The sequence below is a fragment of the Streptomyces sp. NPDC001532 genome (genome assembly GCF_040298625.1).
In the GTDB taxonomy this organism is placed as follows: domain Bacteria; phylum Actinomycetota; class Actinomycetes; order Streptomycetales; family Streptomycetaceae; genus Streptomyces.
The window spans coordinates 108,348-127,758 of the sequence record NZ_JBEPAL010000020.1 but is presented as its reverse complement, the minus strand read 5'-3'; the positions used below and the strand labels follow the sequence as shown (position 1 = coordinate 127,758).

18 protein-coding genes are annotated in these 19,411 nt (G+C 71.5%); 8 read left to right on the top strand and 10 right to left on the bottom strand.

The annotated features are described in order from the left end of the window. Positions 1 to 16: 16 nt before the first annotated feature. The 3 genes from ABT232_RS20010 (at position 17) to ABT232_RS20000 (ending at position 5,715) form a co-directional block, all read left to right on the top strand. A complete protein-coding gene (locus ABT232_RS20010) occupies positions 17 to 1,474 on the top strand; it encodes an ABC transporter permease (RefSeq protein ID WP_351841658.1) in 1,458 nt (485 codons plus the stop codon). 46 nt (positions 1,475 to 1,520) lie between these two features. Next, positions 1,521 to 2,201 carry an ABC transporter ATP-binding protein gene (locus ABT232_RS20005; RefSeq protein ID WP_351841656.1) on the top strand — a complete coding sequence of 227 codons (681 nt, stop codon included), beginning with the start codon at positions 1,521 to 1,523 and terminating at the stop codon, positions 2,199 to 2,201. A 211-nt stretch (positions 2,202 to 2,412) separates the two neighbouring features. Continuing rightward, positions 2,413 to 5,715, top strand: coding sequence for a S8 family peptidase (locus ABT232_RS20000; protein ID WP_351841654.1), 3,303 nt, complete (start codon positions 2,413 to 2,415; stop codon positions 5,713 to 5,715). Between the two features lie 35 nt (positions 5,716 to 5,750). Here ABT232_RS20000 and ABT232_RS19995 read toward each other — a convergent pair whose 3' ends face one another. Beyond that, the gene (locus ABT232_RS19995) at positions 5,751 to 6,674 is read right to left on the bottom strand and encodes an MmyB family transcriptional regulator (RefSeq protein ID WP_351841652.1); all 924 of its coding nucleotides are present in this window, start codon (positions 6,672 to 6,674) and stop codon (positions 5,751 to 5,753) included. Between the two features lie 177 nt (positions 6,675 to 6,851). Between ABT232_RS19995 and ABT232_RS19990 the strand changes: the two genes are divergently transcribed. After that, complete coding sequence (locus ABT232_RS19990; RefSeq protein WP_351841650.1) at positions 6,852 to 7,892, top strand: NAD(P)-dependent alcohol dehydrogenase; 1,041 nt, start codon at positions 6,852 to 6,854, stop codon at positions 7,890 to 7,892. Positions 7,893 to 7,985: 93 nt separating this feature from the next. Here the strand turns inward: ABT232_RS19990 and msrA are convergent, their stop codons facing one another. The 4 genes from msrA to ABT232_RS19970 form a co-directional block, all read right to left on the bottom strand. Next, positions 7,986 to 8,651, bottom strand: a complete 666-nt coding sequence (msrA, locus tag ABT232_RS19985) for a peptide-methionine (S)-S-oxide reductase MsrA (protein WP_351841648.1) — start codon at positions 8,649 to 8,651, stop codon at positions 7,986 to 7,988. Positions 8,652 to 8,703: 52 nt separating this feature from the next. Then, positions 8,704 to 9,807: a hypothetical protein gene (locus ABT232_RS19980; protein WP_351841646.1), complete on the bottom strand. Its 1,104-nt coding sequence runs from the start codon at positions 9,805 to 9,807 to the stop codon at positions 8,704 to 8,706. 41 nt (positions 9,808 to 9,848) lie between these two features. Then, a complete protein-coding gene (locus ABT232_RS19975) occupies positions 9,849 to 11,483 on the bottom strand; it encodes a M48 family metalloprotease (protein ID WP_351841644.1) in 1,635 nt (544 codons plus the stop codon). A gap of 175 nt (positions 11,484 to 11,658) precedes the next feature. Beyond that, positions 11,659 to 12,777, bottom strand: coding sequence for a hypothetical protein (locus ABT232_RS19970; protein ID WP_351841642.1), 1,119 nt, complete (start codon positions 12,775 to 12,777; stop codon positions 11,659 to 11,661). A gap of 152 nt (positions 12,778 to 12,929) precedes the next feature. On the opposite strand from ABT232_RS19970, the gene ABT232_RS19965 reads away from it, so the two are divergent. Continuing rightward, positions 12,930 to 14,084 carry a cystathionine gamma-synthase gene (locus ABT232_RS19965; protein ID WP_351841640.1) on the top strand — a complete coding sequence of 385 codons (1,155 nt, stop codon included), beginning with the start codon at positions 12,930 to 12,932 and terminating at the stop codon, positions 14,082 to 14,084. Positions 14,085 to 14,115: 31 nt separating this feature from the next. Here the strand turns inward: ABT232_RS19965 and ABT232_RS19960 are convergent, their stop codons facing one another. The 3 genes from ABT232_RS19960 to ABT232_RS19950 form a co-directional block, all read right to left on the bottom strand. After that, positions 14,116 to 14,364, bottom strand: coding sequence for a hypothetical protein (locus ABT232_RS19960; RefSeq protein WP_351841638.1), 249 nt, complete (start codon positions 14,362 to 14,364; stop codon positions 14,116 to 14,118). 10 nt (positions 14,365 to 14,374) lie between these two features. Continuing rightward, positions 14,375 to 14,884, bottom strand: a complete 510-nt coding sequence (locus ABT232_RS19955) for a sigma factor-like helix-turn-helix DNA-binding protein (protein ID WP_351841636.1) — start codon at positions 14,882 to 14,884, stop codon at positions 14,375 to 14,377. 156 nt (positions 14,885 to 15,040) lie between these two features. Beyond that, on the bottom strand, positions 15,041 to 15,547 hold the full coding sequence (locus ABT232_RS19950) for a MarR family winged helix-turn-helix transcriptional regulator (RefSeq protein WP_351841634.1): 507 nt from the start codon (positions 15,545 to 15,547) through the stop codon (positions 15,041 to 15,043). Positions 15,548 to 15,708: 161 nt separating this feature from the next. Here ABT232_RS19950 and ilvA point away from each other — a divergent pair, with 161 nt between their 5' ends. Beyond that, on the top strand, positions 15,709 to 16,938 hold the full coding sequence (ilvA, locus tag ABT232_RS19945) for a threonine ammonia-lyase (RefSeq protein WP_351841632.1): 1,230 nt from the start codon (positions 15,709 to 15,711) through the stop codon (positions 16,936 to 16,938). An 86-nt stretch (positions 16,939 to 17,024) separates the two neighbouring features. Here the strand turns inward: ilvA and greA are convergent, their stop codons facing one another. Both greA and ABT232_RS19935 read right to left on the bottom strand, forming a co-directional pair. Continuing rightward, positions 17,025 to 17,522, bottom strand: coding sequence for a transcription elongation factor GreA (gene greA / locus ABT232_RS19940; protein WP_351841630.1), 498 nt, complete (start codon positions 17,520 to 17,522; stop codon positions 17,025 to 17,027). Positions 17,523 to 17,723: 201 nt separating this feature from the next. Next, positions 17,724 to 18,122: a DUF4307 domain-containing protein gene (locus ABT232_RS19935; protein WP_351841628.1), complete on the bottom strand. Its 399-nt coding sequence runs from the start codon at positions 18,120 to 18,122 to the stop codon at positions 17,724 to 17,726. Between the two features lie 171 nt (positions 18,123 to 18,293). Here ABT232_RS19935 and mca point away from each other — a divergent pair, with 171 nt between their 5' ends. Both mca and ABT232_RS19925 read left to right on the top strand, forming a co-directional pair. Beyond that, positions 18,294 to 19,154 carry a mycothiol conjugate amidase Mca gene (gene mca / locus ABT232_RS19930; RefSeq protein WP_351841680.1) on the top strand — a complete coding sequence of 287 codons (861 nt, stop codon included), beginning with the start codon at positions 18,294 to 18,296 and terminating at the stop codon, positions 19,152 to 19,154. Continuing rightward, positions 19,147 to 19,389, top strand: a complete 243-nt coding sequence (locus ABT232_RS19925) for a hypothetical protein (RefSeq protein ID WP_351841626.1) — start codon at positions 19,147 to 19,149, stop codon at positions 19,387 to 19,389. Before mca ends, ABT232_RS19925 begins: the two co-directional genes overlap by 8 nt. The last annotated feature ends 22 nt before the right edge of the window (positions 19,390 to 19,411 follow it).

Here is a 19,411-nt window from a genome sequence, read left to right as displayed (position 1 = left end):
CCCTAGCTTGCGGCGCATGTTCTTCACCTACCTGAGGCGCGAACTGCGCCGCCGCAGAAAGGCGGCCCTCGTCGTCGCCTCCGGGCTCGCGCTGGGCATCGCCCTGGTCATCGTGGTCAGCTCCGTGTCCTCGGGCATGGGCAAGGCCCAGGACAAGGTCCTCCAGTCGCTGTACGGGCTGGGCACCGACATGACCGTCACCAAGGCGGCCGAGCCCGCCGAGGAGGGGCAGCAGGCGGAGCGGCCGCGCTTCCAGTTCGACGCCCAGGACGAGGACTCCGGCGAGGAACAGAGCAGCGACCGGGTGATGGTCCAGGGCTTTGAGACCCTGTCCGCCGCCACCGTGCGGAAGGTCGCCGCGCAGGACGGTGTCTCGGACGCCGTGGGCGGGCTGAGCCTCCAGGTCATCAAGGTCAGCGGCGAGTTCACACGCGGTCAGTTCGAGCAGCAGCCCGGCAGCGGCGGCCAGCAGGGCGGCCCGGGCGGCGGCACCGGCGAGCAGGAAGGGCGGGTGCAGGGCGGCGGCGCCGAGTTCGACGTCAACAACTACTCGGTCTACGGCACCGACGTCACCCGGCCCGAGCTGGGCCCGCTGACCTCCTCCGAGATCACCAGCGGACGGACCTTCAAGGACTCCGAGACCAACGCGAAGGTGGTCGTCGCCGACGCCTCCTACGCCAAGGAGAAGAAGCTCGCCGTCGGCGACACCGTGACCGTCAAGGGCGTCAAGTTCAAGGTCATCGGCATCGCCACGCCGGAGAGCGGCGACGCGGCCGCCAACCTGTACATCCCGCTGAAGCGGGCCCAGACCCTCAGCGACTCCGCGAACAAGGTCACCACCATCTACGTCCAGGCGACCGACTCCCAGCGGATCGACGCCGTCAAGTCCCAGATCCAGAAGAACATCTCCGGTACGACGGTCACCACCTCCGCGGACCTCGCCGAGACCGTCTCCGGCTCCCTGTCCACCGCCTCCGACCTGGCGACCAAGGTCGGCAAGTGGCTGTCCATCGCGGTGCTCGTGGCCGCGTTCCTGGTGGCCGGCCTGCTCACCTCCTCGGCGGTGTCCCGGCGCGTGCGGGAGTTCGGCACCCTGAAGGCGCTGGGCTGGCGGTCCGGCCGGGTCACCCGGCAGGTGGTCGGCGAGGCCGTCGTCAACGGACTGGTCGGCGGTGTGCTCGGCATCGCCCTGGGCCTGGCCGGGGCGTACGCGGTGACCGCGGTGAGCCCCACCCTCCAGGCCGAACTGGGCGGCGCCGGCGGCGGCATGACCGGGCCCGGCGGCGGTGGCATGGGCCCCGGGCGGCAGACCGCCTCCCGGACCCTGGACGTGGCCCTCACCGCGCCGGTGAGCCTGACCACCATCGCGCTCGCCGTGGGCCTCGCGGTGGCCGGGGGACTGATCGCCGGAGCGTTCGGCGGCTGGCGGGCGTCCCGGCTGCGGCCGGCCGACGCGCTGCGCCGCGTCGAGTAGCCGACGCGCCCACGCCGACCCCCTCACCTTCTCCAGGAGCTGACTCATGTACGAACTCAAGGCCGTCACCAAGCGCTACACCCGGGGCAAGGAGGCCGTCGACGCCCTCGCCGGGGTCGACCTGACCATCGCCGACGGGGACCGCCTCGTCATCCAGGGGCCCACCGGCGGTGGCAAGTCCACGCTCCTCCAGATGCTCGGCGGCCTGGACCGGCCCAGCTCCGGAGAGGTCGTGCTCGACGGGACCGACCTGGCCAAGCTGTCCGAGGCCAAGCTCACCAAGGTGCGCAGCGAGAACATCGGCTTCGTCTTCCAGAGCTTCAACCTGATCCCCACGCTCACCGCGCAGGAGAACGTCGAGACCGCTCTGGTCCCCCTCGGCGTGAAGCCCGAAGAGCGCCGCGAGCGGGCCGCCGAGGCGCTGACGTCGGTCGGTCTCGGGGAGCGGCTCGGGCACCTGCCGGGCGAGATGTCCGGCGGTCAGCAGCAGCGGGTGGCGATCGCCCGGGCGCTGGTGAAGGAGCCCAAGGTGCTGCTCGCCGACGAACCCACCGGAAACCTCGACGAGTCGACGCGCGACGAGATCATGGACGTCCTGGAGCGCATGTGGAAGGAGCTGGGGCTCACCTTCATCATGGTGACCCACGACTCCACGCTCGCGAAGAAGGCCCCGCGCCTGGTGACGATCCGGAAGGGAAACATCACCGTCAAGGAGAACAACTCCTGACGAACGGTGTCCGACGTTCCGTCAGTTCGCTCGTGTGTGCGTCGTTTCTATAGCGAACTCGTGACACGGACCGGTCTTGAGGCCTCTGATCATCCCCCGGCATACTTCCAGTTCCGGGGGATGCACGAGCGCATGTGCGGGACCACCCCCGGCCGGGTGAACGGGGAATTCGCCCGGAACCTCAACTCCAGGGGGAGTTTTGCGCGCACAAATGAAGAGAGCGGGCGCTGCCGCGGTCGCCACCGCGGCCGCCGTGGCCCTCGCCGCGGGGCTGACCACCCCGGCCTCGGCGAAGCCCGCCAAGCCCGCGGCCGACGGTGCCGAGCTGACCGGCCGGCACCACATCACGCTGATCACCGGTGACCGGGTGACGCTGGACGCCAAGGGGCGTGTCGTCGCTCTCCAGCCGGCCGAGGGACGCGAGCACATACCCGTCCAGGTCCGCAAGACGAGCGGACACACCCTCGTCATACCCGCCGACGCGGCCGCCCTGGTCGCCACCGGCAAGCTCGACCAGCGGCTGTTCGACATCACCGAGCTGAACAAGTCCGCCACCCGCAAGGCCCAGCAGAAGGGCCTGAAGGTCATCGTCGGCTACCAGGGCGCCGCCGGCGCCACCAAGGCCGACGTCCGGGACGCGGGCACCCTCCGCCGGACCCTGAAGTCCCTCAACGCGGACGCGGTGCAGACCCCGTACCAGGACACCCACGAGCTGTGGGACGCGCTGACCAACGGCAGCCGCACCGCCTCCGGCATCGCGCACGTCTGGCTCGACGGCGTCCGCCGGGTCACCCTCGACAAGTCCGTCGCGCAGATCGGCGCCCCCAAGGCGTGGGCGGCCGGCTACGACGGCAAGGGCGTGAAGATCGCCGTACTCGACACCGGTGTCGACGCCACGCACACGGACCTCAAGTCCCAGGTCGTGGCGTCGAAGAACTTCACCAAGGCCGCCGACGCCACCGACAAGTTCGGCCACGGCACCCACGTCGCGTCCATCGCGGCCGGGACCGGCGCCAAGTCCGGCGGCAAGTACAAGGGTGTCGCGCCCGGCGCGCAGATCCTCAACGGCAAGGTCCTCGACGACTCCGGCTCCGGTGACGACTCCGGCATCCTCGCCGGCATGGAGTGGGCGGCCGAGCAGGGCGCCGACGTCGTCAACCTCAGCCTCGGCGGCCCCGACGGACCGGAGGTCGACCCGCTGGAGGCGGCGGTCGACAAGCTGTCCGCCGAGAAGGGCATCCTCTTCGCCATCGCCGCCGGCAACTCCGGCCCCGAGTCGGTCGGTTCGCCCGGCAGCGCGGACGCCGCCCTCACCGTCGGCGCCGTCGACGACAAGGACCTGCTGGCGGACTTCTCCAGCACCGGCCCCCGGGTCGGCGACGGAGCGATCAAGCCCGACGTCACCGCGCCCGGCGTGGACATCACGGCCGCCTCCGCCAAGGGCAGCCTCATCGCGCAGGAGGTCGGCGAGAAGCCGGCCGGCTACCTGACCATCTCCGGCACCTCGATGGCCACCCCGCATGTCGCGGGCGCCGCCGCGATCCTCAAGCAGCAGCACCCGGAGTGGACCGGCACCGAGATCAAGGCCGCCCTGACCGGCTCCACCAAGGGCGGCGCGTACACGCCGTTCCAGCAGGGCTCCGGCCGGATCCAGGTCGACAAGGCGATCAAGCAGACCGTGGTCGCCGAGCCGGTCTCGGTGAGCTTCGGCGTCCAGCAGTGGCCGCACACCGACGACAAGCCGGTCACCAAGCAGCTCACCTACCGCAACCTCGGCACGCAGGACGTCACCCTGACCCTGTCCGCCAAGGCCACCAACCCCAAGGGCCAGGCCGCCCCGGCCGGCTTCTTCACGCTCGGCGCCACCAAGGTGACCGTCCCCGCGGGCGGCAAGGCCGCCGTGGACTTCTCCGTGAACACCAAGCTGGGCGGCACCCTCGACGGCGCCTACTCGGCGTACGTGACGGCGACCGGCGGCGGCCAGACGGTCCGCACCGCCGCGGCCGTGCAGCGCGAGGTGGAGTCGTACGACCTCACCGTCCAGCACATCGACCGTGACGGCAACCCGGCGAAGAACTACAGCACCAGCGTCTCCGGTCTCACCGGCCTCGCCGCGAACAGGTGGTTCCAGCTCCACGACGCCTCCGGCACCGTGAAGATCCGCGTCCCCAAGGGCGGCTACGTCCTGGACGCGGCCCTCTTCCAGGACCCCGAGGACTTCACCAAGGGCGCCGACTGGCTGGCCCAGCCGAAGCTGAGCATCACCAAGAACACCACGGTGACCGTCGACGCCCGCAAGGCCAAGCCGGTGAACATCACCGTGCCCGACGCGGCCGCCAAGTCCGAGTTCGCCTCCCCCGACTACACGATCGAGACGGGCAACACCACGTACTCGTTCGGCTGGTGGATGGACTCGTACAGCAACTTCCGCTCCGCGCACCTCGGCCCGCAGGTCACCGACGGTTCGCTCTCCCAGCAGTGGGCCGGGCACTGGACCGCGGGTGACGACGAGCAGTACGACACCACCGTCGGCGCCGAGGTGAAGCAGCTGGCCACCGGCTACACCAAGCACTACAAGGCCTCCGACCTCGCCCACGTCAAGGTCGCCATGGGCGCCCCGACCCCGGGCAAGAAGGGCGCGCTCTCCGCCGTCGGGTGGCTGCCCGGCAGCTTCGGCGCCTCGTCCATCGCCATCCCGCAGAAGCTCCCCGGCACCCGCACGCTCCACCTGTCCACCCAGGGCGGCGTCAAGTGGGACCTGGAGTTCGAGCAGTACGGCGGCGTGGACGCCGACGGCTGGCCCATCTCGGAGGCGTACTACGACCTCGGCTCCAACCAGACCTTCAAGGCCGGCAAGGACTACTCCAAGACCGTCCACAAGGCCGTCTTCGGCCCGACCCTCAACAGCGAGTTCGGCCTCTACCGGGACGGCAACGAGATCTACGGCTACCTGCCGCTGTTCGCCGACTCCAAGAAGAACCCCGGCTCGTCCCTGTTCACCTCGGTGAACACCACCCTCTACCGCAACGGCACCAAGGTCGGCTCGCACGACGACCCGCTGTTCGGCGAGAAGGCCTTCAAGGTCCCCTCCGGTGACGCCCAGTACAAGCTGACCACCTCGGTCAAGCGGACCACCAAGGTCGCCGCCGCCTCCACCCGGATCGACGCCAGCTGGACCTTCCGGTCCAAGAAGCCCGCCGACCTGGCCAAGCTCCCGGCCTCCACCGCCCGCTTCAACGCGAGCACCGGCCTGGACGGCAAGGTCACCGCCGGCAAGACGGTCACCTTCCCGGTCACCGTCGAGGGCGCGGCGGCCAAGGGCAACCTGAAGTCGCTGTACGTCTACGCCTCGTACGACTACGGCCAGACCTGGAAGAAGCTCACCGTCACCGGCGGCAAGATCACGGTGAAGAACCCGGCGAAGGGGAAGGCCATCTCCTTCCACGCCAAGATCACTGACAAGAAGGGCAACAAGTCCACGATCTCGATCTACAACGCCTACTACGGCAAGTAGTCAGAACGTGACCTTCTGAGGCCCCGGCGTCGTCGTCACAGCGACGGCGCCGGGGTCGTCGCGTCCGCCCCCCAGCTGGCCAGCAGCCGCAGCGCCTCGGCCGACGGCGAACCCGGCTCCGCGTGATACGTCACCAGCGACTGCTCGCCGTCGTCGACCATCCGGAACGTCTCGAAGGACAGCGCCAGCTCACCCACCAGCGGATGGCGCAGCAGCTTCGCGCCGTACGCCTTCTCCTTCACATCGTGCCGCGCCCACAGCCGCCGGAAGTCCTCGCTCTTCACCGACAGCTCGCCCACCAGCGCCGACAGCCGCGGATCGTCCGGGTGGCAGCCCGCGTCCATGCGCAGATAGCCGACCACGTCCGACGCCTTCTGCTCCCAGTGCACGAACAGATCCCGGTACTCCGGGTTCAGGAACACCATCCGCGCCCAGTTCCGCTCCCGGTCCGGCAGCCGAGACCAGTCGCCGAAGAGCGCCGCCGCCATCCGGTTCCACGCCAGCACGTCCGAGCGCCGCCCCACGACATACGCCGGGACGCCCTCCATCGAGTCCAGCAGCTGCCGCACCGCGCTCCGCACCTGCGGGGTGCGCGCCGCCGGCCGCCGCTTGTGCTGCCTCGGCTTCGCCAGATGCGTGAGATGGGCGTGCTCCGCGTCGTTCAGCCGCAGCGCACGGGCGATCGCGTCCAGCACCTCCGCCGAGACGTTCCGCCCGTTGCCCTGTTCCAGACGGGTGTAGTACGCCACCGACACCCCGGCCAGCTGCGCCAGCTCCTCGCGCCGCAGCCCCGGTACCCTGCGGTGCCGCCCGAAGTCCGGCAGCCCGACGTCCTCCGGCTTCAGCCGGGCCCGCCGGGTGCGCAGGAACTCGCTGAGCTCGGCCCGCGGGTCCAGCCCGGCCCCGAGGTCGTCGGCGGGCTCCCGCTCGGGTACGGCGTCGTCGAGCTGTGCGTCCATACACTCCAGTATTCACGGTCGTACGCACCCCATCCTGACCCCGCCAGTGGTACGCACAGCGAACGTACGCAAAGCCGTGGCCTGGGTAGGACGGCGCGCAGCGGACACCCTGGAGGATGTGCCCGGACGGAACGGAAGGCAGCCGGGCACGGAACCCTTCCTAGGAGACCCCCCGGCATGACCACTGTCGCCGCATACGCCGCCCCCGCCGCCAAGGCTCCGCTGGAGCGGACCACCATCGAGCGGCGCGAGCTCGGCGAGTTCGACGTCCTCATCGACATCAAGTTCGCCGGAATCTGTCACAGCGACATCCACCAGGCCACCGAGGGCTGGGGCGAGGCCATCTTCCCGATGGTCCCCGGCCACGAGATCGCCGGCATCGTCACCGAGACCGGCCCCGGCGTCACCCGCTTCGCCGTCGGCGACCGCGTGGGCGTCGGCTGCATGGTCGACTCCTGCCGCGAGTGCGAGAACTGCAAGGCCGGCCAGGAGCAGTACTGCGTCAAGGGCAACGTCCCGACGTACAACGGCATCGGCAAGGACGGCCTGCCGACCCACGGCGGCTACTCGGAGAAGATCGTCGTCGACGAGAACTACGTCGTCCGCATCCCCGACGGCCTCTCCCTCGACGTCGCCGCGCCCCTGCTGTGCGCCGGCATCACCCTGTACTCGCCGCTGAAGCGCTTCGGCGCCGGCCCCGGCAAGAAGGTCGCCGTCGTCGGCCTGGGCGGCCTCGGCCACATGGGCGTGAAGATCGCGCACGCGCTCGGCGCCGAGGTGACCGTGCTCTCGCAGTCGCTGCGCAAGAAGGACGACGGCCTCAAGCTGGGCGCCGACCACTACTACGCCACCAGCGACCCGAAGACCTTCGAGGAGCTGGCCGGCACCTTCGACCTGATCGTCTCCACGGTCTCCGCGCCGCTCGACTTCGGCGCCTACCTGTCGCTGCTGAGGACCGAGGGCACGCTCGCCAACGTCGGCGCCCCCGAGGAGCCGGTCTCGCTCAACCTGTTCTCACTGATCGGCGGCGGCAAGTCGCTCGCCGGGTCCATGATCGGCGGCATCGCCGAGACCCAGGAGATGCTGGACTTCTGCGCCGCGCACGGCATCGGCGCCGAGATCGAACTGATCCGCGCGGACCAGATCAACGAGGCGTACACGCGGGTCCTCGCCAGCGACGTCCGCTACCGCTTCGTCATCGACACCGCGACGATCTGACGCGACCGACGCGACCGACGCGCACACGACGCACACGAGCACGAAGAACGGCGGCGGGGCCCGGCCCCGCCGCCGTTTCGCGCGCCGCGCGGATCAGACGTCCGCCGACGCCACCCCGATCGGGCAGGAGACACCGGTGCCGCCGATGCCGCAGTAGCCCGCGGGGTTCTTGTCGAGGTACTGCTGGTGGTAGTCCTCCGCCGGATAGAACGGCCGGCCGTCCGCCGGGAGGATCTCCGTGGTGATCTCGCCGTACCCGGAGCCCGTGAGGACCTTCTGGTACGAGGCGCGGGAGGCCTCGGCGGCGGCCGCCTGGGCGGGGGAGTGGGTGTAGACCGCCGAGCGGTACTGGGTGCCCACGTCGTTGCCCTGGCGGAAGCCCTGGGTCGGGTCGTGGGACTCCCAGAAGGTCTTCAGCAGGCGGTCGTACGAGATCACCGCCGGGTCGAAGACGACGCGCACGACCTCGGTGTGGCCGGTCAGACCCGAGCAGACCTCCTCGTACGTGGGGTGCTCGGTGTGGCCGCCCTGGTAGCCCACCAGGGTCGTGTACACACCCGCCGGGAGCTGCCAGAACTTACGCTCGGCGCCCCAGAAACAGCCCAGGCCGAAGTCGGCGACCTCCAGGCCCTCCGGGTAGGGGCCGAGGAGCGGGGTGCCGAGGACGGTGTGCCGGTCGGGGACCGAGAAGGCCGGTTCCGGACGGCCCTTGAGCGCCTGCTCGACAGTGGGCAGGACGGGCGTACGTCCGAAGAGCATGGAAATACCTCCTTGTGCCGGGCGGTGCCCGCTACAACGCCCGGCCCGGCTCTCAGATTCCGCCGCGCGCCTTCAGCACCTGCGCCGCGCTGTAGTCGCGCTCCCCGGTGTAGGCCCTGATCATGCCCTCGCGCCCGCCCCGGTACGACCACGGCACCGCGTCGATGTGGCCGTCGACCAGGCGGAACTGCTCCACCGCGGCCTCGTGGCGGTCCTGCCAGAACAGCAGGCTCGCCAGCAGGTGGCGCACGTGCGGGATCCGCCGGTCGCCGGGGTCGGCCGCGGCCGCGGCGGCCACGTCGGCCAGGGCCGCGTCGACCGCCGCGACGATCTCCGGGCGCTTGTAGTACGCGTCCCGGTTGAGGTCGTCGTGCGCGATCTCGTACTCGAAGCACGCCTTGAGCGGCAGCACGCTCAGCAGCTGTCCCGGCGCGCCCTTCTCGGCCGCCGACCGGGCGAACTCCTCCGCCAGCTCGTGCGAGCCGCGCCACTTGGCGCACCAGTACTGGAGGGCGGCGGAGTGCGCGGCCAGGTGGTGCGGGTCGCGCGTGACGATCTCCGTCCAGATCTTCTCGAAGCGGTCGTGGGGATAGCCCAGGCCCATCGCCAGCGGTATCTCCACGATGAACGGGCACGGGTCGTCGCCCGCCAGCGACTGGGCGTGCGCACAGGCCTCCTGTGCCTGCCGCAGCACCCGGTGGAAGCCGTCGAACTGCTCACCGGTGGTGTACTTCGCCTGCGCCGAGCCGCGGATCTCCCAGGCCAGGTCGATCAGCGACTCCGCGTGCACCAGGGCCGCGCCGGGGTCCTGCGGGCGCGCTGCGCGCCAGGCCAGCAGCCAGGAGTCGTCCTTGACGGCCTCGCGGGCCAGCACGCTGGAGCGCCGGTCCCGCTCCTGCCAGTCCTGTCCGGCCCCGGCCAGGAAGTCGGCGCCTGCCTGCCAGTTCCCCGACCTGACCGCCTCCCGGACGGCGGTGACCTCGGGGTCGGGGGCCTGGTCGTGGTCGGTGTCGAGCCGTTCGCCGGGCAGGAAGCCCAGCTTGGCGGCGGCCTTCGGCAGGTCCGCGGTGCGTACGCCGCCCTGTCCCTTGGTGTGCCTGCGGAACCAGACGACGACCACGATCAGGAGGACGACGAGGGGAAGCGTGATGTGCATGGGTGAGGGTGTCCTTGGGTGAGGGGTCGGGGCCGGGGCCGTCAGTGCGCCGGGGTCGCCGGGGGTGTCGCGGTGGCCCGGGGCGGCGTGGTCAGGAGCCCGCGCAGCTCACCGGTGTCCGGCAGGTCCGCGACCGCCGCGTCCAGCGCCTGCTCCAGCCGCCGCGCGTGGCCGTCCGGCAGGCGCAGCCGGGCCGGGTCGGTCCAGGACAGCTCCCAGTGGGCCTGTCCCGCGCGGGCGAGTTCGGCGGTGACCAGGCGGGCGAGGCGGGCGCGCAGCTGCGGCCGGGCGAACTCGCGGGCGGCGCGGCCGGTGGCGGCCTCGGCCTCGGGGGACTTGGGCAGCAGCTCGGCCAGCTGCCACAGCCGGCCCGCGTCGGCGGCGTCCAGGAACGCGGTCAGGGTGCCGTCGCCGCCGTGCACCCGGGCGACGGCCCGGCGCAGCGGCTCGGCGTCCTGGTCGGCCTGCCAGAGCATCGACTCCCGCACCAGCTGCGGCCAGTCGGCGGTCCGCCTCAGCCGCAGTGCCTCCGGGGTGAGGACGACCGGCTCCAGGTCGGCGAAGGCCCGGTCCGGGTCGCCGAGCAGGGCGAGTGAGGGGCGGGCGGCGGTGCCGGAGCGGCCGTCGTCGGGGAGCTGTTCGACGTGGGCCACGCGCTCGGCGACCGGCGGATGGGAGTCGAACGGCGTCCGCTCGTGCGGCGGCGGGGTGCGGCGCATCTCGTCGAGTTCGGCGGCGCGCTCGGCGAGCAGGTGCCGCAGCCCGCCGAAGACCTCGCCGGGCGGCGGCAGCAGTCCGGCGCCGGTGCCGAGGGTGGCGTACGACTGGAGGTAGAAGTCCTGGGCCGCGTCCAGGACCGGGATCTCGCGCAGCGCGGAGGCGGTGGCGTCGCGGCCGGCGATGCGGGCGGCGGCCAGGTCGGCGGCGAGTTCCTGGCGGCGGCCGTCGCTCTGTGAGGCGCGCAGGTAGAAGGTGCCGTACCAGAGGAAGGGCTTGGCGGCGAGGCGGTAGCTGAGGCCGGCCCCGCGGGTGTCGACCTCGCCCGTCTTCCGGCCCTTGGCGAGGCGTCTGGCGTTCTTCCTCTCCTGCCGGGCCCGCTCCTTGGCGGCCTTCTGGCCGGCTCGCTCGTGCAGGTTGGTGATGGTGCGCACGACCTGCCGCCGGCCGCGCAGGGTGATCGCGGAGAGGCGGGTGTCGTGGTGGGTGTAGTGCCCGAGCTCATGGGCGAGGACGGCCTGGAGCTGGGGTTCGCTCAGTCCCGTCATCAGCGGCAGGCCGATGTACATGCGGCGTCGGCCCGGGAGCAGGCCGAGGAGCCGGGTGTCCTCGCTGACGGCGGCGTTGACCTCGGCGGTGAGGACGATCTCGTCGGGAGCGCGGGTGCCGGTCCGCTCGGCGAGGTCGCGGACGGTCTGCCACAGTGCGGGCTCCCGCTCGGGGGTGACGGACAGGCCGGGCGGCGGCTCGTCCTTCGGGGTGCGCAGGGCGAACATGCCCTGCGCGACGGGGATCGCCACCAGGGCGCTGACGAACCAGATCTTGGCGGTGATGCTGCCGACACCGGCCTCGGCGACGGCCCAGTCGACGGCCACCAGGGCGCCGAGCATGACGAAGCCGAGCAGATAGAAGCCGGCGAGCAGGACGAGGGCGCGCAGCGCGCGCAGAGTTGCGCCCATGTCGGGCTGTTCCCCCCACAGCAGTGACTGAAAATGGACATGGCAAAGCGGTCGTGGGGGGAACGATGCCGCACCGCAGGTCAGCACGGCAACGGCATTAGATCAACGCATCGATCAACGCAGATCAACGCATCAGATCAACGCATGAGATCACCACATGGTGCACCGCGGAAGATCAGTGCGGCAGGGTCGCCGGGCTGCCGCCGTTCGCCTCGTAGCCCGCCACCGCCAGCGCGCGGTACACCGCGAACTCGGCGGCCGGGTCCGGGGAGAGGGTCCAGGGCAGGGCACCGACATGGCCGTCGACACGGACCAGCTGGTTCATCGCCTCCGCCCAGCGCTCGGCGCGCACCAGGAAGAACACCAGCAGATGGCGGACGTGCGCCAGCATCGGGTCGTCGGCGCGGGCCGAGTGCACGGCGTGCAGCGCGCCGTGGATCGCCTTGGTGACCACCTCGCTCCGGTAGAAGCCGCTGACCAGGTTCACCTCGGGCAGGTGCTCGAAGACCGAGAACAGCGGCATCGCCGCGAGCAGCGAGCCCTGCGGGGCGCGGGCCGCCGCGGCCTCGGCGAAGGAGGTGGCCAGCTCCTTGGAGCCGTGCCACTTCTCGCACCAGTAGTGCAGCGCGGCCAGATGGGCGCCCATGTGGTTCGGGGCGCGGTCCAGGATCCGCAGCCACAGCTGCTCGAACTCGGCGCGCGGATAGGTGAGCCCGCGGGCCACCGACAGTTCGACGATGTACGGGACCGGGTCGCCGGGGGCCAGCAGCGCGGCCTCGTCGCACGCCGCCTTCGCCTCCTCCATGATGATCCGGAACTCGTCCGTGCCCGGCGTCGCGGTCCGCCACGCCTGCTGCACCAGGAACTCGGCGTGCACCGCCGTGCCGCCCGCGTCCTTGGGCTGCTCGGCACGCCAGACCCGCAGCCACTGCCCGCCGGGCGCCTCGCCGGCGTTGCCGGGCCGCTGCTGGAGCTCCAGCGACGCGGCACCCGCGAAGGCCTGCACCCGCTGCCAGCGCTGCTCGCCGGCCGCCTCGGTGCCGGCCAGCAGCTGCGAGGCCGCGCGGTAGTCCTGGGTGCGCTGCACCAGGTCCAGCACGTCCAGCAGGTCCTGGTCGGGGCCGGGCATCCGGACGTCCAGCTCCTCCTGGCGCACGAAGCCGTAGTTCGCCGGGTCCGCGGCGTCCGGGTGGCCGGGCGGGACCTGCTCGATCATGCCGCGCCGGCGCCTCATGTAAGGGAGCAGCACGAAGCTCAGCATGAGCAGTGCCATCAGGACCCAGAGAATCTCCATGCCACCAGCGTTCCAGACGCCCGCGACAATTGGCCAACCCGGTCCGCGACCTGTGGAGAACCGCCTGTGGACAACGGGCCGGGCCCCGCACCGCCCGCCGGAGGCCCGAGCCGTCCGCCATCCGTCCCGTTCGCGCACTACGCTCGGTGCCCATGAGCGACAGGCACATCAGTCAGCACTTCGAGACGCTCGCGATCCACGCGGGCAACACCGCCGACCCCCTCACCGGCGCGGTCGTCCCGCCCATCTACCAGGTCTCGACCTACAAGCAGGACGGCGTCGGCGGGCTGCGCGGCGGCTACGAGTACAGCCGCAGCGCCAACCCCACCAGGACCGCGCTGGAGGAGAACCTCGCCGCCCTGGAGGGCGGCCGCCGCGGCCTCGCGTTCGCGTCCGGACTGGCGGCCGAGGACTGCCTGCTGCGCACGCTGCTCAGCCCCGGTGACCACGTGGTCATCCCGAACGACGCCTACGGCGGCACGTTCCGGCTGTTCGCGAAGGTCGTCGCCCGCTGGGGCGTGGAGTGGTCGGTCGCCGACACCTCCGACCCGGCCGCCGTACGGGCCGCGATCACCCCGAAGACCAAGGTCGTCTGGGTGGAGACGCCCTCCAACCCGCTGCTCGGCATCACCGACATCGCCGCCGTGGCCCAGGTCGCCCGGGACGCCGGCGCCCGGCTCGTCGTCGACAACACCTTCGCCACGCCCTACCTCCAGCAGCCGCTGGCGCTCGGCGCGGACGTCGTCGTCCACTCGCTGACCAAGTACATGGGCGGCCACTCGGACGTCGTCGGCGGCGCGCTGATCACCGCCGACGAGGGCCTGGGCGAGGAGCTGGCCTACCACCAGAACGCGATGGGCGCGGTCGCCGGGCCGTTCGACTCCTGGCTGGTGCTGCGCGGCACCAAGACGCTGTCGGTGCGCATGGACCGGCACAGCGAGAACGCCACGAAGATCGCCGACATGCTCACCCGGCACGCGCGCGTGACCGGCGTGCTGTACCCGGGGCTGCCCGAGCACCCCGGTCACGAGGTCGCCGCCAAGCAGATGCGGGCGTTCGGCGGCATGATCTCCTTCCGCGTCCAGGGCGGCGAGGAGGCGGCCGTCGAGGTCTGCAACCGCGCCAAGGTGTTCACGCTCGGCGAGTCCCTGGGCGGTGTCGAGTCGCTGATCGAGCACCCCGGCCGGATGACGCACGCCTCCGTGGCCGGCTCCGCGCTGGAGGTCCCGGCCGACCTGGTCCGGCTCTCCGTGGGCATCGAGAACGTCGACGACCTGCTGGAGGACCTCCAGCAGGCGCTCGGCTAGCCGGCGCCCCGCCTCCCGCGGCGCGGGAGGCTCACCAGCCCGTGAGCGGTGGAGTCGTCTCGGACGGCGGCTCCACCCACGGGTGGGCGGTGATCGCCCACACGGTGAACGCCACGGCCGCCGCGCACAGCAGCAGCCAGGCCAGCCGGCGGGCGGCCAGCCGGCGGCGCAGCATGGCGCCGCCGCGCCGCAGCACCTCCGCGTACAGCTCCGGTGGCACCTTCGGCGCCGTGCCGTCCATGATCCGCCGTACCGCGGCCTCCCGTTCGGGACGGTTCACCGCACCCTCCTCATGTCGGCGCCGTCCCCGGGCCCGCCGCCACCGCCGGCGCCGGGCCGCGGGGCGGGTGCAGCAGGGTCGCGGTGGCCCGGTCGCAGACCGCCCGGACACGTTCCACGGGCAGGCCCAGCAGCGCGGCCGTCTGCTCCTCGGCGACCCCCTCGTGCAGCCGCAGGACCAGGATCAGCCGCTCCCGAGGGGTGAGCCGGGCCAAGGGGGCGTCGGGGCCCGGACGGAACCGGACGAGTGCGCCGCCGTGGTGGTGCCAGGCCCCGTGGGCGAAGCGGGTGGCCAGATACTGGCGGGCCCGGTCGTACGGGTCCTCGCCGCGCAGCCGGTCCCAGCACGCGTAGGTGTGGGCGAGCGCCAGGGTGAGCAGGCGCCGGGCGCGCGGATTGTCGTCCGGGGCCTCCGCGGTGAGCAGGGTGGCGGTGTGCAGCAGCCGGCCCGCCGCGCCCGCGACGAACGCCTCGAACTCCCGGGACCGGCACCCGCCTTGGGACGCCTGCCGTTGTCGCACCGCGCCTCCCCCCTGAGGGCGACCTGAGGTGGCGGGTCCCGGCGCACGCCGGACGAGGTCGCGGACGACCCCGGCGGTGACGGGGACCCGGTCTCATATGAGGCCAGGGGTGCGGTTTCGGTCAAGAGCCGTGCACGGGCGGGACGAGGCCGGGGGTCAGGACGGGTTCGAGGGCTCCGCCACGGGTGCGCCCGCCGCCGCCATCCGGGTGGAGAGGGCGTCATTGAAGCGGGTGAGGAGCGTGCAGAACTCCTCGCGCTCCTCCGGCGCCCAGTCGTGTGTCAGCTCGGCCATCAACTGACGCCGCGACGAGCGCACTTCCTCCAGCCGCGACAGCCCGCGCGGGGACAGCTGAAGCACCACCGCACGCCCGTCCTCGGGGTGCGAGGTGCGCTTGACCAGACCGGTGTCGACGAGCGGAGCGACCTGACGGGTGACCGTCGAGGAGTCGATGCCCATGCTGGAGGCGAGGGCCTTGACGCCCATCGGGCCCTCCTTGTCGAGCCGGTTGAGCAGCAGATAGGCGGCGCGGTCCATGGAGTTGCGCACCTGGCCGACCCCGCCGAGCCGGGTCTGTTCGGCACGACGGGCGAACACCGCCACCTCGTGCTGGAGGGTGTCGAGGAGACCGGTGTCACCGACGGTCGTCATGTCCATCGACATTTCAGGTGTTGTGGGCATGGCCGGGGGCTCACTTCATCAGGGGTGCTGGGTTGGGGGACAGGGTACGCGGCCCGGAGGCGGGTCGTACCGGCGCTGCGGAAACCAGTCTCGGAGGTTGGTCACAACCGCGCTCGCCGCCTGTGAACTGCGATGCTGGAGTCATGAGCCACCGCACCGCTGACTCCTTTCGGACCGTCACCCTCGACGATGTCCGCGGGGCCCGGAAGATGCTCTCGGGGATCGCGCGGGAGACGGCCATGGAGGGCAGCCGGCATCTGACCCAGCTGGTCGGCGCGCCGGTGCACCTCAAGTGCGAGAACCTCCAGCGGACCGGTTCGTTCAAGCTGCGCGGTGCCTATGTGCGGATCGCCGGGCTGCTGCCCGAGGAGCGGGCGGCCGGGGTGGTCGCCGCGAGCGCGGGCAACCACGCGCAGGGCGTGGCGCTGGCGTCGTCCCTGCTCGGTGTGGACTCGACGGTCTTCATGCCGAAGGGCGCCCCGCTGCCGAAGATCAGCGCCACCCGGGACTACGGCGCCGAGGTGCGCCTGCACGGCCAGGTGGTCGACGAGACGCTGGCCGCCGCGCAGGAGTACGCGGAGCGGACCGGCGCGGTGTTCATCCACCCCTTCGACCACGCCGACGTCATCGCCGGACAGGGCACGGTGGGCCTGGAGATCCTGGACCAGTGCCCGGAGGTGCGCACGGTCGTCGTCGGCATCGGCGGCGGCGGGCTCGCCGCGGGCATCGCCATCGCGGTGAAGGCGCTCCGCCCGGACGTGCGGATCGTCGGGGTGCAGGCGGCGGGCGCGGCCGCCTACCCGCCCTCGCTGGCGGCGGGCCGGCCGGTGGCGATCGAGAACCCGGCGACGATGGCCGACGGCATCAAGGTCGGACGGCCCGGGGACGTGCCGTTCGGGATCATCGGCGCGCTGGTCGACGAGGTCCGCACGGTCTCCGAGGACGAGCTGTCCACCGCGCTGCTGCTCTGCCTGGAGCGGGCCAAGCTGGTCGTGGAGCCGGCCGGGGCGAGCCCGGTGGCGGCACTGCTGAGCGATCCCGGCGCCTTCGAGGGGCCGGTCGTCGCGGTGCTCTCCGGCGGGAACGTCGACCCGGTGCTGATGCAGCGGGTGCTGCGGCACGGCATGGCCGCGCAGGGCCGCTACCTCGCGGTCCGGCTGCGGCTGACGGACCGGCCGGGCGCGCTCGCGACGCTGCTCGGGGTGCTGTCCGGGGTGGACGCCAACGTCCTCGACGTCAGCCATGTGCGCACCGATCCGCGGCTCGGCCTCACCGAGGCGGAGGTGGAGCTGCATCTGGAGACCAAGGGCCCGGCGCACTGCGCCGAGGTCGGCGAGTCCCTGCGCCGGGCGGGCTACACCGTCATCTCCTGACACGAACGCCCCCGGCGTCACAGGGACACCGGGGGCGGGCGGCGATGCGGGCGGCCGACCGGCCGCCCAGGTGGATCCGGGCCGGATCAGCCGACGTACGGCTCGGCCTTCAGGATCGTCACCGAGGCCTTCTTGCCGTTCGGAAGCTCGTACTCCGCGTCCTCGCCGACCTTCTTGCCGTTCACGCCGGAGCCCAGCGGGGACTGCGGGGAGTAGGTCTCGATCTCGTCGCTGGCGTACTCCCGGGAGGCGAGCAGGAACGTCAGGGTGTCGTCCTCGTCGCCGTCGAAGGCGATCGTGACGACCATGCCGGGCGCGACGACACCAGCGGCCGCCGGGGCCTCACCGACCTTGGCGTTCTCCAGGAGCTGGGTCAGCTGGCGCACACGGAGCTCCTGCTTGCCCTGCTCCTCCTTGGCCGCGTGATACCCGCCGTTCTCCCGCAGGTCGCCCTCCTCGCGCGCCGCGGCGATCTTGGCCGCGATCTCGGTGCGCGCGGGACCAGACAGGTACTCAAGCTCTTCCTTGAGCTTGTCGTACGCCTCCTGGGTCAGCCAGGTGACGTTGTCGCTGGTCTGGGTCACAGGTGCTCCTCGTCGGTACTGGGAATACAAAGCATCGCCCTACCCAGAAGCATGTTCCTTCATGAGTGGGCGAAACCACGAGCCTAACAATTCAGGGCCGGAAGGGGGAGGACATAAGTCACCAAAATCCTGACAGCCCAGGTCAGGCGGCCGATATTCCGGCCGGCGGCGTCGGTCGGCCTCGGCCGGCGTCGGTCGGCGTCAGTCGGCGTGACAGCCGAGCAGCTCCGCCGTGGTGCCGGGTCCGGTGGTGCGCAGGGTGACGACCTCGCTGAGGCGGGTGGCGTCCCCGGCGAAGCGGAAGTCGGCCCGGCCGACCTCGGCGCCGTCCGCCGCCTGGGAACGGACCGTGCAGTAACCGGAGGCGCCGGCGTCCTTCTCGACCCGGAGCTCGACCTTCACCGCGTCGTCGCCGAGGTCGAAGCTGATCACCTCGGCGCTGATCTTGTTCTGGCCGACGTAGTGGTAGGCGAAGAAGGCGATCACGGCGATCAGCAGCGCGCCCAGGGCCGCGCCGACGATCTTGAGGGTGTGGTCGGAGCGCTCGTCCGAGGAGCGGCCGTAACGGCCCTCGGGCAGTCGGGTACGCGCCGTACTCATGATCGTCCTCTCGACCGGGCGGGACGAGTGTCCCGAAACGGGCCTCCGGTGCCGGATCCCGGAATTATTGGCCCTCCGATTCGGTCACTATAGAAGCCGCCCTTCGTACCCGGTCCACCGGGCGCCGACACAACGACCGAGGATTGAGTCTTGACTGACCAGCTGCGACTGATGGCCGTGCACGCCCACCCCGACGACGAGTCGAGCAAGGGCGCGGCCACCATGGCGAAGTACGTGTCCGAGGGGGTGGACGTGCTGGTCGTGACCTGCACGGGCGGGGAGCGCGGCTCCATCCTCAACCCGAAACTCCAGGGCGACCCGTACATCGAGGAGAACATCCACGAGGTCCGCCGCAAGGAGATGGACGAGGCCCGCGAGATCCTCGGCGTCGAGCAGGAGTGGCTCGGCTTCGTCGACTCCGGCCTGCCCGAGGGCGACCCGCTGCCGCCGCTGCCCGAGGGCTGCTTCGCCCTGGAGGACGTCGACAAGGCGGCCGGCGAGCTGGTGAGGAAGATCCGCTCCTTCCGTCCGCAGGTGATCACCACCTACGACGAGAACGGCGGCTACCCGCACCCCGACCACATCATGACCCACAAGATCACGATGGTGGCCTTCGACGGTGCCGCGGACACCGAGAAGTACCCCGAGGACGAGTTCGGCCCCGCCTACCAGCCGCTGAAGGTCTACTACAACCAGGGCTTCAACCGCCCCCGCACCGAGGCCCTCCACCAGGCGATGCTCGACCGCGGCCTGGAGTCCCCCTACGGCGAGTGGCTCAAGCGCTGGGACGACTCCGGCCACAAGGACCGCACCCTCACCACCCACGTGCCCTGCGCCGACTTCTTCGAGATCCGCGACAAGGCGCTGATCGCCCACCGCACGCAGATCGACCCTGACGGCGGCTGGTTCCGCGTCCCGCTGGAGCTCCAGCGGGAGGTCTGGCCGACCGAGGAGTACGAGCTCGCGAAGTCCCTCGTCGACACCTCCCTCCCCGAGGACGACCTCTTCGCGGGCATCCGGGACAATGCCTGACATGACCCCAAGCACAAGCCTGGCCATGACGCACTTCGTGACCATCGCCAAGGAGCTCGACAAGGACAAGGTCACCCCCGGCGTCCTCGGCTTCATCGTCTTCGCGGTGATGGGCCTGGCCGTCTGGGCCCTGATGAAGTCGATGAGCCGCCACATGGGCAAGGTCGACTTCGAGGAGGCCCCGGCAGCCGACCCCGAGACCTCCCCGGCGGCCGGCGGAGCGAACAAGAGCTGACACGCCGACGCGCGGGCGGCGC